At 68.8% G+C, this 14555-nt stretch carries 12 protein-coding genes; 7 read left to right on the forward strand and 5 right to left on the reverse strand.

Features of this window, described 5'->3' with window-relative positions; translation table 11 throughout:
- Position 1 precedes the first annotated feature (1 nt).
- Positions 2-940 carry a sigma-70 family RNA polymerase sigma factor gene (locus tag CFP71_RS19330; RefSeq protein WP_093935268.1) on the forward strand — a complete coding sequence of 313 codons (939 nt, stop codon included), beginning with the start codon at positions 2-4 and terminating at the stop codon, positions 938-940.
- Positions 941-997: 57 nt separating this feature from the next.
- On the opposite strand, the gene CFP71_RS19335 is transcribed toward CFP71_RS19330, so the two are convergent.
- Positions 998-1564: a carboxymuconolactone decarboxylase family protein gene (locus CFP71_RS19335; RefSeq protein ID WP_093935269.1), complete on the reverse strand. Its 567-nt coding sequence runs from the start codon at positions 1562-1564 to the stop codon at positions 998-1000.
- A 359-nt stretch (positions 1565-1923) separates the two neighbouring features.
- Between CFP71_RS19335 and CFP71_RS19340 the strand changes: the two genes are divergently transcribed.
- The 6 genes from CFP71_RS19340 to CFP71_RS19365 are packed head-to-tail and all read left to right on the forward strand — an operon-like array spanning position 1924 to position 9079.
- A complete protein-coding gene (locus CFP71_RS19340) occupies positions 1924-3438 on the forward strand; it encodes an FAD-dependent oxidoreductase (RefSeq protein WP_093935270.1) in 1515 nt (504 codons plus the stop codon).
- Positions 3435-4508, forward strand: a complete 1074-nt coding sequence (locus CFP71_RS19345) for an alpha-hydroxy acid oxidase (protein WP_093935271.1) — start codon at positions 3435-3437, stop codon at positions 4506-4508. The genes CFP71_RS19340 and CFP71_RS19345 overlap by 4 nt, the downstream gene beginning before the upstream one ends.
- Positions 4499-5785, forward strand: coding sequence for a cytochrome P450 (locus CFP71_RS19350; RefSeq protein ID WP_093935272.1), 1287 nt, complete (start codon positions 4499-4501; stop codon positions 5783-5785). The genes CFP71_RS19345 and CFP71_RS19350 overlap by 10 nt, the downstream gene beginning before the upstream one ends.
- Positions 5782-6855, forward strand: a complete 1074-nt coding sequence (locus CFP71_RS19355) for a DUF6282 family protein (protein WP_093935273.1) — start codon at positions 5782-5784, stop codon at positions 6853-6855. The genes CFP71_RS19350 and CFP71_RS19355 overlap by 4 nt, the downstream gene beginning before the upstream one ends.
- Positions 6855-8192 carry an aldehyde dehydrogenase family protein gene (locus CFP71_RS19360; RefSeq protein WP_093935274.1) on the forward strand — a complete coding sequence of 446 codons (1338 nt, stop codon included), beginning with the start codon at positions 6855-6857 and terminating at the stop codon, positions 8190-8192. Before CFP71_RS19355 ends, CFP71_RS19360 begins: the two co-directional genes overlap by 1 nt.
- Positions 8189-9079: a hypothetical protein gene (locus CFP71_RS19365; protein ID WP_093935275.1), complete on the forward strand. Its 891-nt coding sequence runs from the start codon at positions 8189-8191 to the stop codon at positions 9077-9079. Before CFP71_RS19360 ends, CFP71_RS19365 begins: the two co-directional genes overlap by 4 nt.
- Positions 9080-9156: 77 nt before the next feature.
- Here CFP71_RS19365 and CFP71_RS19370 read toward each other — a convergent pair whose 3' ends face one another.
- The 4 genes from CFP71_RS19370 to CFP71_RS19385 all read right to left on the reverse strand — a co-directional run bounded on the left by CFP71_RS19370 (position 9157) and on the right by CFP71_RS19385 (position 14550).
- Entirely contained in the window at positions 9157-10956 is a 1800-nt protein-coding gene (locus CFP71_RS19370; protein ID WP_093935276.1) for a DUF6541 family protein, read from the reverse strand.
- Between the two features lie 9 nt (positions 10957-10965).
- Positions 10966-12042, reverse strand: coding sequence for a serpin family protein (locus CFP71_RS19375; protein WP_093935277.1), 1077 nt, complete (start codon positions 12040-12042; stop codon positions 10966-10968).
- A 568-nt stretch (positions 12043-12610) separates the two neighbouring features.
- On the reverse strand, positions 12611-13879 hold the full coding sequence (locus CFP71_RS19380) for a deoxyguanosinetriphosphate triphosphohydrolase (RefSeq protein WP_093935278.1): 1269 nt from the start codon (positions 13877-13879) through the stop codon (positions 12611-12613).
- 38 nt (positions 13880-13917) lie between these two features.
- On the reverse strand, positions 13918-14550 hold the full coding sequence (locus CFP71_RS19385; RefSeq protein WP_093935279.1) for a YdcF family protein: 633 nt from the start codon (positions 14548-14550) through the stop codon (positions 13918-13920).
- Positions 14551-14555: the final 5 nt, after the last annotated feature.

A 14555-nucleotide genomic window follows, 5' to 3' on the forward strand; every position in this document is an offset into this window, starting at 1 on the left:
AATGAGCACCGCCCTGGACGAACTCGCCGGGAACTTCGCCGCGCTGCGCCCCCATCTGGTGTCGGTCGCCTACCGGCTCACCGGCGCGCTGTCCGACGCCGAGGACGCGGTCCAGGAGTCCTGGCTGCGGCTGAGCGGCCTCGACGAGCGCCGCCGCGCGGCCATCGAGGACCACAAGGGCTGGCTGACCACCGTCGTCAGCCGGATCTGCCTCGACAGGCTGCGGTCGGCGGCGGTGCGCCGCGAGCGGTACGTCGGCGAGTGGCTGCCCGAGCCGGTGCTCGGCCCGCTGGGCACGCCGTCGTCGGAGGACCCGCTGACCGTCGCGGTCCGCGACGACGGCATGCGGATGGCGGCGATGGTGGTCCTCGACCGACTGACCGCCGAGCAGCGCGTCGCGTTCGTCCTGCACGACGCGTTTTCGGTGCCGTTCGGTGAGATCGCCGAGATCCTGGGCTGCACGGTGGAGACCGCGCGCCAGCACGGTTCACGCGGCCGCCGCGCGGTCGCCGACGCGGATCCGCCGCCCCGGACGGCGCTCGCCGAGCAGCAGCAGATCATCGAGAAGTTCATGACCGCGATGCTCACCGGCGACATCCAGGCGGTGGCCGAGGTGCTGCACCCGGACGTCGTCCTCGTCGGCGACGGCGGCGGCAAGGCGCGCACGGCGGTCCACACGGTCGCCGGCTTCGACAAGGTCACCCGGCTGTTCCAGGGGCTCATGCGGATGTACGACCCAGCCGGGATCGAGCAGGCGAGGCTCGCGCTGGTCAACGGCGACCTCGGGCTCTACATCCCGCCGCAGGCCGCTTCGGAGGGGTACCGGGCGCTCGACGAGCACGTCGACGCCTTCGTCATCCGCGACGGGAAGATCGTGGAGATCTACGACATGGCGAACCCGGACAAGCTCACCACCGCCCGCACCCGCGTCGGATCCTGACCGCGTTTAGTCCTCTGAATGCGCTCTGAGCGCATTCAGAGGACTAAACGCGGGGAGTCAGGGCAGCGGGATCTTGCAGGCGTCGCCCGAGGTGAAACCCTGCGCGGTGATGTCGAGCGCGCTGTTCATCCGGGCACGCATGTTCTCCAGCCCGATCTGGTAGGTCAGCTCGATGACGCCCTTGCGGCCGAACTCTCGTTCCAGTTCGGCGACCTGTTCGTCGGTGACGGTCACCGGGCTCGCGGTCATCGCGTCGGCGTACGCGAGCGCGAGCCGTTCCTGCGCGGTGAAGGCGGGCGACTTCGCGTAGTCGTCGATGTTCTTCAGCCGTTCGATGTCGAGCCCTTCGTGCAGTTGCAGCATGGTCCCGAAATCGATGCACCACGAGCAGCCCAGCTGGGTCGCGACGCGGTACACGGCCAGCTCGCGCACGTTCGACGGCAGTGTCTTGCTGGCCTTTTCCGCCAGCATCTCGTGCACACCGTTCGCGCGCAGCAGCGCCGGGTGGTGCGCGTAGACGGCCATCGGCTCGGGTACGGCACCGAAGCGCTTCCCGGCGAATTTGTAGATCAGCTTCAGCAGGAAGCCGGCTTCGGCGGTCTTGACGGCGGGAATACGCGGCATGATGTCCTCCTCGTGCGGTTGCGATCACCAGGTGGACGAGATGGCCCGCGAGGACGTGACAGCCGCTCCCGGGTGACGTGGGCCACTCGCCCTTCCCGATCACGGAGCGGGATCGGGAACCGTCGGATCGGCCCATTACGATTCCCGGGGAACGGGACGAATTGAAGAACTTACTGTCGGTATGCTGTCGAACCTACTTTAGTCATCGCCCGCCTGGGTAGGTGACGATTAGCCTTTTCGCCGGAACCCCCATTCGATCATCGAAGGTACGCTGACGATCAGCAATCCCCTCGAAGAACCGGTGCCGCCACATCGGTTTATTCGGCGATCCCTCCGCTCTCTCCCATCGGAGGAAACACATGGACTACCTCGTCATCGGCGCGGGCCCGGCCGGCCTTCAACTCGGACATTTCCTCCAGCGAGCCGGAAGAGATCATGTCGTACTGGAAGCGGAAGACGCACCCGGCTCGTACTTCCGCACATTTCCGCGGCACCGGAAACTGATCTCGATCAACAAACCGCACACCGGCTGGGCCGATCCCGAACTGAATCTGCGGATGGACTGGAACTCGCTGCTGTCCGACGATCCGGACCTGCGGTTCACCCGGTACACCGAGGAATACTTCCCCTCGGCGGACCTCCTTGTCGACTACTTCGCCGACTACGCGGCGAAAACGGGCGTTCAGGTCGAATACGGGACACGGGTGACCTCGATCGACCGGGACACCGAATTCCGGGTCACCACCGACGTCGGCCGGACCTACTCCGCGAAACGGGTCATCGTCGCGACCGGACTCGCCCGCCCGTACGTCCCCGCCGTCCCCGGAATCGAAACGACGGAATCGTACAACGATGTTTCGGTCGATCCCCGGGATTTCACCGATCAACGGGTGCTGATCCTGGGCAAGGGGAACTCGGCGTTCGAAACCGCCGACAATCTCGTCGCGAACGCGGCACTGATCCACGTTCTCGGCCCGGAGTCGCTCCGGTTCGCCTGGCGCACGCATTTCTCCGGCGATCTGCGCGCGGTGAACAACAACTTCCTCGACACCTATCAGTTGAAATCGCAGAACCTGGTCCTCGACGCCACCGTGGAAAAGATCGAACTCCGCGACGCGGAATACCATGTGACCCTCCGTTATTCCCGCAGGCCGAAGACCGTGACGCTGGTCTACGACCGGGCGATCACCTGCACCGGGTTCCGGATGGACACCGGCATCTTCACCGACCGGGTGCGACCGCGCCTGACGATGAACGACCGGTTCGCCGAACTGACCCAGGCCTGGGAATCGACGACCGTGCCGGGCCTGTACTTCGCGGGCACGCTGACCCAGGTCCTCGACCGCCGCAAGTTCACCAGCAGCGTCCTGCACGGCTTCCGCTACGGCGTCCGCGCCCTGCACCACGTGCTCGAACAACGCTACGAGGGCACCGCTTGGCCGGGCGAGGACCTGCCCGCCGATCCGGACGTCGTGGCGGGCGCGATCCTGGCGCGGGTGAACCGCAGTTCCGGGCTGTGGAACCAGTTCGGTTTCCTCGCCGACGTGCTGGTGCTGAACGAAGACGGCACGTCCCGGCTGCTGGAGGAGGTCCCGGCCGGTCTCGCCCTCGCGGAGCGGCCCGGCAGGCGTTTCGTCACGATCACCCTGGAGTACGGCTCGGGCTATCCCGAAATCGACCCCTTCGACGTCACCGCCGGGCGCGCCTGGGAGGACGACCCCGCGACCGAGTCGCTCTACATGCATCCCGTGCTGCGCCGGTACGTCGACGGCGAACTCGTCGAGACCCGGCATCTGCCCGAGGACGTCGCCAACGACTGGACGGGCGAGGCCGACTACCGCGCGCCGGTCCGCGAGATGGTGGCCGTCCGGTGACCGGGCCGGTCAACCTCCGCGAGGTCGAGCAGGCCGCGCGGGCCTTGCTCGACAGGGTCCGCGACGACTACTTCGCCGGCGGCGCGCAGGACGAGGTCACCGTGCGGGGCAACGAATCCGCGTTCGCCCGGCTGGCGCTCCTCCCCCGGGTCCTGACCGGCGCGGGCGACCCGTCGCCGGAAGTCACCGTCCTCGGGGAACGCGTGTCGATGCCGGTCCTGCTGGCGCCGACGGCGTTCCACGAACTCGCGCATCCCGAGGGCGAACGCGCCACCGCCCGCGCGGCGGCGGCCGCGGGCACGATCCTGATCTCGGCGATGCTGTCGACGGTGGCCATCGAGGACATCGCCGCCGAAGCCCGCAAAGTGTCCTCCGAGCACGAACCGCCGATCTGGTTCCAGCTCTACCTTCAGCCCGACCTGGGTTTCACCGAAGCGATCGTCCGGCGGGCGGAGGCCGCGGGCTGCCGCGCGCTGGTGGTCACCGCCGACTCCCCCGCGCTCGGCAGGCACGAACGCAACGACCGCAACGACTTCCACGATCTTCCGCCCGGGATGAACTGCCCGAACCTGCGCGAGCAGGCAGGCGAGGTCCGCAACGTCGTGCTCTCGCCCGAGATCTCGTGGCGGCACCTCGAGTGGCTGCGCGAGACCACGTCGCTGCCGATCCTGGTCAAAGGCGTGCTCCACCCCGACGACGCCCGGCTCGCCGCCGATCACGGCGCCGACGGCGTGATCGTGTCCAATCACGGCGGGCGGCAGCTCGACACCACCCCGCCGTCGATCCGCCTGCTCCCCCGGATCGCCGACGCCGTCGAAGGCCGCGTGCCGGTCCTGCTCGACGGCGGCGTCCGCCGCGGCACGGACGTCGTCAAGGCGCTCGCGCTGGGGGCGCGGGCGGTGGCGATCGGCCGACCGGTCGTCTGGGGTCTCGCCTACGACGGGGAAGCCGGCGTCACGAAGGTCCTGGACCTGCTGCGCCGGGAAATCGTCAACGCACTGGCCTTGTGCGGGTACGCCGACCCCGCCGCCGTCCGCCGCGACCTGGTGGAGGAGGTGTCATGGCGCTGACCGCGCTCCGGAACTGGGTCTTCGCCAGGGTCAACGGCCAGGAGGCGGTGCCGATCCCCGGGGACACCGTCGGCGTCGAGCATTTCCGCGAGGTCTACGCGCATCCGAACGCCGACGGCCGCAGCGAGGGCGCCGTCCTGTCCGACCTCTTCTGGTACTGGCTGGCCCCGGGACCCCAAGTCCACCAAGAACATCTCGAACCCGGTGAGCGCTACGACGACGTCGCCCGCACCACCCGGCGCTTCCTCGCGCGCCCGCACGCCGAAAGCGCCGAACGCGCCACGCGGGCCGCGGAACGGGTACTGGACGAGAAACCGAAACGCGTCCGGCTTGTCCGCCTGCGCGACGAGATGATGCCGATCTGGGCGGAGTTCTACTACGAGCTGGTGTTCGGCGAACCGTGCCCCCGGCGGGCGCGGGACCTGATCGTGGCCAACGCGACCGACGTCGTCACCGCGCTGAAATGCCTGGGACTGCGGCACATGAACCGGCGGGCGGCGCTCACCCGGTACCTGACGGAAAAGCTGAGCGAGCGTCCTTTGCCGCTCCCGCGACGGCTTTCCCCCGAAGAACAGGTCCTGTACCTGCAGGGCACCTTCTTCAACACCGCCGTCGTGCAGTCCTCGGAGGCGATGACCCATCTGCTGCTGGCCATCGCGCACCATCCGGAGGTGCAGGCACGCCTGCGGACCGAATCCGGCGATGCCTACCTCGACCGCGTGCTGTCCGAATCCTTCCGCCGGTACCCGCTGTTCGGGATCGCGCACCGGATCAGCTCGGGTGAGATCACCGTCGACGAGCACACGACGTTGCCCGCCGGTTCGGTGCTGTGCTTCAACTACGCGGACTTCCACGCGAGCGGGTTCGCCGATCCGGAGCGGTTCGACCCGGATCGCTGGGAGCGCCACACCGCGTCGCGGGCGAACCACATCCCGTTCGGTGTCACCGCGAACCGGCCTTGCCCCGCCAAGGGAATAGTGCCGCCGACGATGCGCGCGGTCGCGAAAGCCGTGCTGTCGCGGTACCTCCTGAGTTCCACGGCGACCCACGTCCGCTCGATCCCCAACCGGGGGCCGTGCGTGCTGCGGCCGGTGGACGACCCCGGATCGGATCGGCGGCTGTTGCGGTATCTCCGGGTGCGTGACCGCGCCGGGGAGGTCCGGCGCGACGTCGTCCAGCTGGTGCTCGGCACCTACATGGTGCTCGACGCGCGCCGGAAACGGCTTGCCCAAAGGTATTTCGCGACCCACGACGCGGAAGGACGGGTGCGGGGATGAACGACGCGGCCGAAATGGACGACGAGAAGGAATACCTGGCGGAGGCGAAGCTGCGGCGGCGGAACAACGCCCCGCACGACCGGTTCCTGTCCTCCTACCGGGCCCGGATGGGCTACCGGGGCGACGTTCTCGTGCCGCCCGCGGTGTTCGGCGTCGAAGGCGCCGTCGACATCCACTGCCACGGTCACGAAGGGCAACAGGATGGCCTGTCGATCGCGAAACTCGCGTCCGCCAGCGGCGTGAAAGGGTTGCTGTTCAAGAGCATCGTCTGGCGGGCCCGCACCGACGTCGCCGGTCCCGCCGGTGTCGTCCGCGAGGTCGAAGGCGAACTGCGCAAGTGGTGCGACGAGGCAGACGTGCCGCCGTCGCGGCTGTGGTCCGGCTGGATCACCACCGACACCATGGGCCTGTCCATCCCGGAACAGGCGCGCAGGCAGCTGGCCGACGGCGTCTCGGCGGTGTGGATGCCGGTGTTCCGCAGCGCCAACACCTTGAGCAAGGTCGGCGGTATGAGCGGCTGGTGGGGCGAGGAACCCAGTGTGTGGACCGATCCGCTGCCGTGGGACAAGGCGCTGCGCGTCGGCACGTACACCCTCGACGAGCACGGGAAACTCAAACCCGAGTACCGCGAGGTGTTCAAGATGGTCGCGGACCACGACGTGATGATCTCGTTCGCGCACGCCACCCACGCCGAGATCTGGGAGATGGCCGAGCAGGTCCGCGACCTCGGCATCACGAAGGCGGTCATCGACCATCCGTTCAGCCCGTTCATCGATCTCTCGCCGGCGCAGATGCGGGAACTCACTTCCGCCGGTATCTACCTGAACTTCACCTACGACGAGATCTCGCCGCTGCTCGGCGTCGACCCGGCCGAGATGTGCCGGACCATCCAAGCGCTCGGCACCGAGTACGTCACGCTGTCCAGCGACGCCGGGGAACCGTTGTTCCCCAACACGGTCGAGGCGCTGCGGCTGCTGCGCGCGCATATGGAGGCCTTCGGGCTCACCAAGGACGAGGTCCACACGACGAGTTCGGTGAACCCGTCCAAACTGCTCGGCGCGGAGGACTGATGCTCGCCGTCGAGAATCCCGCGAACGGGCAGCGGATCACGACCGTCCCGGACGCCGGACCGGCCGACGTCGACAAAGCGGTCCGCGCCGCCGTCGGCGCCTGGCCGGCGTGGCGGGTCACGGACCGGCACGCGGCGCTGATGTCGTGCGCCGCCGTCGTCGAGGAGGCCGCGCCCGTGCTGGCCCCCGTACTGACCGAGGAACAAGGAAAACCGCTTCGGGAAGCCGAAGCCGAGTTCACCAGGGCGGCGGCACGGTTCCGGTACTTCGCCGGTCTGCGGATCGAACCCCGGGTCGTCGGCCAGGCCGAGGTGCACCGGCGTCCGCTGGGGCCGGTGGCCGCGATCACGCCGTGGAACTTCCCCGTGCAACTGGCCGTCGCGAAACTCGCGCCGGCGTTCGCCGCGGGGAACACGGTGGTGCTCAAACCGTCGCCGCACACCCCTCTCACCACCCTGCACCTGGGCCGGATGCTGGCGGAGGTACTGCCGCCGGGCGTGCTGACCGTGCTCACCGGGCAGGACCCGCTCGGCGAGCATCTGGTGACGCATCCCGGGATCCGGAAGATCAACTTCACCGGTTCCGTCGCCACGGGGAAGCACGTGGCCGCGGCGGCCGCGGCCGATCTGAAGCGGCTGACGCTGGAGCTGGGCGGAAACGATCCGGCGATCATCCTTCCCTGCGCCGACACGGCTCTCCTCGCGGAAAAGCTGTTCTGGAGCGCTTTCGCCAACTGCGGGCAGATCTGCATGGCGATCAAACGGGTCTACGCCGTCGGTTCCGCGTACGACGGCGTCGTCGAGGCGCTGGCCGCTTTGGCGACGGAGGTCGTGGTGGGCGACGGGCGGACGCCCGGGACGCGGATCGGCCCGGTGAACAACCGGCCGCAGTACGACCGCGTCATCGGTCTCACCGAGGAAGCGCGGTCGGACGGCGCGCGGCTCGTCACCGGCGGACGGCTCGACGGGCCCGGGTACTTCTTCGCCCCGGCGATCCTCGCCGAGGCGCACGACGGCATGCGGGTGGTGACCGAGGAGCAGTTCGGCCCGGTACTGCCGATCGTTCGATGCTCCACAGTGGACGAAGCCGTCGGGCTCGCGAACGCCACGAAGTTCGGCTTGTGCGGATCGGTGTGGGGCACGGACGAAGAGCGCGCCGCCGACGTCGCGATGCGGCTCGAAGGCGGGACGGTCTGGGTCAACGAGCATCTGGCCATGTCCCTCGACGAGCCGTTCGCGGGCTCGAAATGGAGCGGGCTCGGCGTTTCCGGTGGCGTCTGGGGCATCGAGGGCAACACGGAACCGTTCGTCGTGCACCGCCCGGCGGGTGCGCGATGACCGCGCTCGAAACCGAGGTGAACCGGCGGCGCGTGGTGCTCGTCAGCGCTCTCGCGGGCTTCGTGCTGACCACCGTGTGGTCCGCGCAGTTCGTCGACACGGTGATCGGCGGCGGCGTCACCGAAGCCGTGCTGGGCAAGCCCGCGCAATCGCCGATCGACGGCGTCGTCACGGGAGTGGTGTACGCGTTCGTATCCGGTCTCGCGGGGACCTTCACCGGCTGCAACGTCGCGGTTTTCGGGGCCATGTCACCGATGCTGGGCACCGACGGCGGCCGCTGGGCCCGGTTCCGCGCGACCCTCGCCCCGCTGCGGCTGCTGGCCGCCGGGATGATCGCCGTGTCCGCGCTCTACGGCGTCGTCGTCAGCCTGGTGGGCACGAAGATGCCGCAGTTCACCGGCGATCAGGCGCCGCTGGGCGAGCTGACGGCGCGCAACGTCCAGTCGATGCTGGTGTTCGGTCTCATCGGGATTTCGCTGACGTACCTGGGACTCGCGCAGCTCGGCTACGTCCGCGATCCGTTCTCCGCGCGTGCTCGCACGGTGTTCCTGGGCGCGTTGATCGGCGCGTTCCTGATCGGGCGGCCGTGGGTGCTGTTCCGGCAGATCTTCCGCGACGCCGCGGAAAGCGGGAACCCGCTCTACGGCGCGGCGGCGTTCACGCTGCAATCGGTGGGGAACATCCTGGTGATGGCGATCCTGCTGATCCTGGTCAACGTCGCGGGCGGCGGGTTGCGGCGATGGCTGGCGGCGAGGCCGGGGCGGATCGTGGCGCTGACCGCGGGCGCGCTGATCTTCACCGGCGTGTTCACGCTGTTCTACTGGAACGTGCGGATGCTCCAGTTCCGGGGCATCCTGCCGTGGTACCCGCTCGCCCCCTGGACCTGACGTCCTTCGCATTTCGTCCTCTGAATGCGGTAGTTCGCTTTACCAACTACCGCATTCAGAGGACGAAATGCGGGAAGTCAGGGCGTGATCGTCCGGACGTCCCAGACCCAGACGCCGTCGACGAACTCGGCGGGCTTGCGCAGCAGCAGATCCACCGTGGCCCGGAAAGCGTCCTGGTGTTCGCGCGGGATCAGCACGAGGACGTCGGCGTTCCAGTACCGCAGATCCTCCAGCGCCTGCACGCGCTGCGATTCGGTGATCGTCGCGGGCACCCCGGTCTGCTTGATCTGGTCGAAGATGACCGACGTCGGCCGCTGGATGGCGCCGTAGCGGCCACGTTTGTCGTCCGGGCCGCTCGGCCCGACGAAATAGCCTTCCGGCATCGAATAACCGAGTCCCGCGTCGATCTGCCAGTGCAGCGGCTCGGATTCGCCGGAACTCGGCAGCGGCACGGGCACCACTGTCCCGCCGGGCGCGACGTAGGACCGCCAAGTGCCGTCGGCGAGGAACTTCGGCGTCGGCGGCCGTTCCTTCACGATCAGCTGGGTCGGCGCGATCGGCAGCAGGACCGCGATGACGACGCCGATCCACACCAGCCGCAACGGGAACCGCCGCTCCCCCGGCACTTCCGGCAGCTTCGACGCGACCTCGTAGACGCGTTCGGTCGCCAAGGCCAGCAGCGCGCCGATCAGCGGGATACACCCCATCGCGAGCCGGGATTCCAGCAGCGATTCGAACAGCGGCAGTTCCGACAGGAGCTTCCACGGCCCCGGGATCCCGCTCTCCTCGTGCACGACCACGAGCTGTACACCGAGTGAGAGCCAGGCCATCACGAACATCGAGATCGCCAGCGCCCGCGCGAACACCTCGCGCCACAGCCAGACGGTGATGACCACCATCAGCACGATCAGCGGCCAGCCGAAGAACGCGTTCTCCTCGGTGCGGTTCATCGACACGTCCGCGGCGGCCTGCGGCTGCCCGGCGACCGACTGCGTCGCGAAACGGGTGAAGGCGGCCGTGTCGTTCCCGACGGGGCCGTGTTCGATCGCCTGATAGCTCTGCGGGCCGAAGAATTGCCACCACAGCGGATACGCGCACAGCACGAGCGCCACGAGGACACCGATGCCGACGCCGATCCCGAGCGGTTTCGCCATCGGCCGGAACTCGCGGTGGTTCGTCGCGAAATAGGCGATGGCGAAGATCGCGAACGCCATCGCGAAGATCAGCAGCGGTTCTTCACCGAGGAAGATCTGGTACGCCGCCAGCAGGCCCAGGAAGATCCCGTTGCGGACCGGGCGCTCACCGCGGGCGATCTTGAAGATCAGCAACGCGATGAACGGCAGCACGAACCACGCGACGAAGTTCGGGTGCGCGTTGCCGTGCGAGATCATCGGCGGGGCGAACCCGACGAACGCGCCGCCGATGGCCGCGCCGACCCGGTGGGTGACCAGATGCCGCGAGAAGACCCAGTACCAGGCGGCGGCCGTGCCGGCGAGACCGCCGGTGAGCGCGATGGCCCAGGTGAGCGTCGGGCCGAAGGTGAGCGTGATCGGCGAAAGCGGGATGCCGATGCCGAGCATGGCCGTGTTGGCCATCAGGTTCACGCCGAGCGGATGGTTCTGGAAGTGCGAGCTGAGCGGGTTCCTCAGGTGCAGCACGTTGTCCGCGGTGACGGAGAAGAACCACTCCCACAGGTTCTGGTCCGACGCGCTGTTCCAGAGGTAGCCCTCTTCGAGATCGAGCCAAAGCCCGTTGTAGAGCAGGAAGGCGAACAGCACGAAGGCGCCCATGATGGCGGCGTCGGCGGCCGCGAACCTGCGGGGTCTCGTGGGAGTCTCGTCGGCCTCCACGACCGCCTCAGCCTGGAAAAGACTCACTGACCGTCCTCACGGCTCGACAACGCGGGCGAGAAAGTAGATCACACCCGTCGAGGCATGCCTGACGAGCAGAAGGAAGGGACGATCGACGGCGACTTCCAAGGGCTCCTCGACCATGATCGACGTCAGCCGCATCAGCACCGCCGTCGCGGCGGCCCCTTCGAGGCCCTGTTCGTCGATGCGCAACACGGACTGATGGAGGACGTCGGACACTTCGAGCCGGTCGTCGTCGGCGAGCCCGGTGAGATCGGCGTCGCCGGTGAACATCGTCCGCACGCCGAGTTCCTTCAGTTTCGCCGTGAGCGGGCTGTCGACGTCCAGGTCCAGTTTCGGCAGTGACAGGGCGAGCGTCTTGGACCGCGTGTTCTCCAGCAGTCCCGACAGCTTGCCCGCGTCGAGCTCGGCGTCGTCGAGTTCGCCGTCCGGCAGCAGGATGATCGCCTCCACCCCGCCCTCGGCGCCGAGGCGGACGACCTGCCAGCCGTCCTCGTGGGTGTGGTCGAGCTGTTTTTCGAGCCACATCGTCGGCACCGTACGGGTGCCGGACGGCGCGTGGAAGTCCGCGGGCGCGGTGTTGTCACGCGAGAACGGATTCTGCCAAGCGGTTTTGAGATACAACGCGTTGACGATGGCCGCGACGGTGTCCGGCGCGACCGTCCCCGGCTTGAGCAGTTCGGGGATCAGTTCGCGGGTGGCCTCCGCGACATCGGCGTTGATCAGCCGCCGCGCTTCCTCCGGGTCTTCGCCGAACGGGGCGCTCTCGACCTTGCCGCCCGGCCACGTGGCGATTTCCTCGCGGAAGGACTTCTCGAGCGGGAGCCCGTCCCAGGCCCAGAGCGTGTTCGCGACCGCGAGTTCGGGACCGTCGTCGAGCAGCGACGAGGCCTTGCCCAGCAGGTCGGCGAGCTCGTCCGGGTCGCCGAGCAGCGCGATCAGTTCCTCTCTGGTCTTCCCCTTGGCGGCCTGCGTCACCAGGCCGAGCGCGCTCGCGATCGAGTACGGCGAGAAACACGCGTTCTCCGTGCGGCTCGCCAGCACCCGATAGAGGTCCAGACCAAACCGGAGGTGGCTTTCGACAGCTCCCATGCCGCAGACCGTACCGTGCACGCGCCCGTCCGTCTCCTGTCCGAAAGTTCCCCTCTTGGTCGAGGGCCGACGCGACGGTGGTGTGCCGTGCTTCCCGCTCGCGGTACATGAAGGCCCCCTTCACGTGCGGCCGCTGTGACTGCTGGTGCCTCTGGGACGACCGTGACGATCACCAAGTCCGTGAAGGCCCCCTTCCCTACCCTGAAGGTAGGGAAGGAGGCCTTCACTACCTTCAGGGCAGGCAAGTGGCGCCGGTACAGGGCCGGAGGGCGTGACTCATGTGATCAGACGGCGAACTCGCGTGATCAGACACGTAACTCGCGTGATCAGACGGACGACAGGCTCGCGGCCGGGGTCCGCCGCGAGTCGTCCGTCCGGACACACGTGTCGTCCGTCTGATCACGTGCGCCGTCCGTCCGGACACACGTGTCGTCCGTCTGATCACGTGCGCCGTCCGTCCGGACACACGTGTCGTCCGTCTGATCACGCGTGCCGTCCCTCCAGCCCGTGAGATCCGTACCTGATCGCGCGAGTGCGGTACCTGGTCACTCCAGTCCCGGCTCGGTCCTCAGCCGTGGCGGCCCGTGTGCCAGGCGTGCCACGCGTACGCCTGCGCGTCCGTGAGCGAGGCCACCTGGTCGACGACCACCCGCAGGCGGGCCGCGTCGTCCGGGGCGGCCTCCCAGGCGGGCAGGAACAGGCCGTCCAGCGCGTCCGGCGCGCGGCGGCACAGCGCCCCGACCAGCTCGGCGAGCGTCTGACGCTGACCGTCCTGCATCGCGAGACGTCGTTTGTCGCTCATCACGTACCGCAGCGCGAGCGCCTTGAACAACGCGACCTCGGCCGCGACCTGCTCCGGGACGACCAGCCGCGCGCCGTAGCGGCTCAGCGGCCCCTCGCCGTACACCTCCCGTGTCGCGCCGACGACCGCCGTCGCGAACCGGCCGACCAGCTCACTCGTCAGCCGCTTCAGGGCGACCTGCGCCTTGAGCGAGCCGTCGAGCCCCGGCTCGGTGAGTTCCGCGACCACGGGCAGGTCGAGCAGTTCCTTCGCCGCTCCCTCCAAAGTGGACTGGGACTGGTCCGAGAACCGGCGCGCGGCCTCGGCCACCGCCGCGCGCTCCTCGGCGTCGGCCAGTACCCACAACGAGATCCGGCCGGCCAGCACCCCGTCCTCGACGTCGTGCACGGAGTACGCGACGTCGTCGGACCAGTCCATGATCTGCGCTTCAAGACAGGTCGCGCGGTCCGGCGCACCCTCGCGGACCCACGCGAACACCTCGGCGTCGTCGGCGTACACGCCGTACTTCGGATTGCCGTCTTCACGGGGCCACGGGTACTTCGTCGAGGCGTCGAGACAGGCACGGGTGAGGTTCAGCCCGCCGACGGCGCCGCCTTCGAGCAGGACCTTGGGCTCCAGCCTGGTCAGGATCCGCAGCGTCTGCGCGTTGCCCTCGAAACCGCCGCACGACCGCGCGACCTCGTTCAGCGCGCGCTCGCCGTTGTGCCCGAACGGCGGATGCCCGATGTCGTGCGCGAGCCCGGCGGTGTCCACCAGATCCGGGTCCGCGCCCAGCTCGTCCGCGATGCCGCGGCCGATCTGCGCGACCTCCAGCGAATGCGTCAGCCGGGTGCGGGGTACGCCGCTGACCTCGGCGCCTTCACCGGGGCCGACCACCTGGGTCTTGCCGGCCAGCCGCCGCAGGGCCGCCGAGTGCAGCACCCGCGCGCGATCACGGGCGAAGGCGCTCCGCCCGTCCTCCGCGCCCTCCAGCGCCGCGCCCTTGGGCCGCTCGGGCAGCAGACGCGCCCTGTCGGCCTCGGTGTAGGTGTCCACGCGACCAGCTTAAACGCGATCACCGACACTTATCGGGCTCAGACTTCCGCCGGGAACCTCGTGAGACGGTAGTACAGCAGCGCACCGGTCTCGCGGACGATGTAGCGCGCCTGCGTCTCGCGGGTCTGCACGACCGGGCCACGATGGGTGGGCGACGTCCAGGCGTCCAGCCCGAGATCGTCGGCCATCACGCGCGCGCGGAACGAATGCCACGGGTCACTGACCAGTACGGCCGTCTTCCAGCCCCGCTTCTGCACCTGATCGGCGACGGCGCGGAGGCTGCGCAGGGTGTCGCTGCCCTCGCCGACCGGCAGCGTCGCCGACTCCGGCACCCCGCGTTTGCGCAGCCACTGCGCGCCCGCCTGCGCCTCGGTGTAGTTGTCGTCGGCCCGCTTGCCGCCCGCGGTGACGATGACCTTCGCGACGCCCTGGTCGTACAGCGTCTTCGCCTTGGCCAGCCGTGACTGGAAGATCTCCGACGGCCTGCCGTTGTACTGGGCCGCGCCGAGCACCACGATCACGTCGGCGCGGTCACGCACGTCGTCCCGCGCGACCTGCCAGACGCGGAACGCCGTCCCGCCGATCACCGCGACGACGATCAGCAGGAACCCCGCCAGGGTCCGGCGCACCCAGTTCGCGCGGGTGGGCTTGGTCCGTACGGCGGTACTCACAAGGA

It is taken from the genome of Amycolatopsis thailandensis, from assembly GCF_002234405.1.
GTDB classification, from domain to species: domain Bacteria; phylum Actinomycetota; class Actinomycetes; order Mycobacteriales; family Pseudonocardiaceae; genus Amycolatopsis; species Amycolatopsis thailandensis.

What these genes read in the sequence shown, in the direction of transcription:
- CFP71_RS19330 (WP_093935268.1), top strand. Translation starts at nt 2, where the DNA reads ATGAGCACCGCCCTGGACGAACTCGCCGGGAACTTCGCCGCGCTGCGC.
- CFP71_RS19335 (WP_093935269.1), bottom strand. Translation starts at nt 1,564, where the DNA reads ATGCCGCGTATTCCCGCCGTCAAGACCGCCGAAGCCGGCTTCCTGCTG.
- CFP71_RS19340 (WP_093935270.1), top strand. Translation starts at nt 1,924, where the DNA reads ATGGACTACCTCGTCATCGGCGCGGGCCCGGCCGGCCTTCAACTCGGA.
- CFP71_RS19350 (WP_093935272.1), top strand. Translation starts at nt 4,499, where the DNA reads ATGGCGCTGACCGCGCTCCGGAACTGGGTCTTCGCCAGGGTCAACGGC.
- CFP71_RS19355 (WP_093935273.1), top strand. Translation starts at nt 5,782, where the DNA reads ATGAACGACGCGGCCGAAATGGACGACGAGAAGGAATACCTGGCGGAG.
- CFP71_RS19360 (WP_093935274.1), top strand. Translation starts at nt 6,855, where the DNA reads ATGCTCGCCGTCGAGAATCCCGCGAACGGGCAGCGGATCACGACCGTC.
- CFP71_RS19365 (WP_093935275.1), top strand. Translation starts at nt 8,189, where the DNA reads ATGACCGCGCTCGAAACCGAGGTGAACCGGCGGCGCGTGGTGCTCGTC.
- CFP71_RS19375 (WP_093935277.1), bottom strand. Translation starts at nt 12,042, where the DNA reads ATGGGAGCTGTCGAAAGCCACCTCCGGTTTGGTCTGGACCTCTATCGG.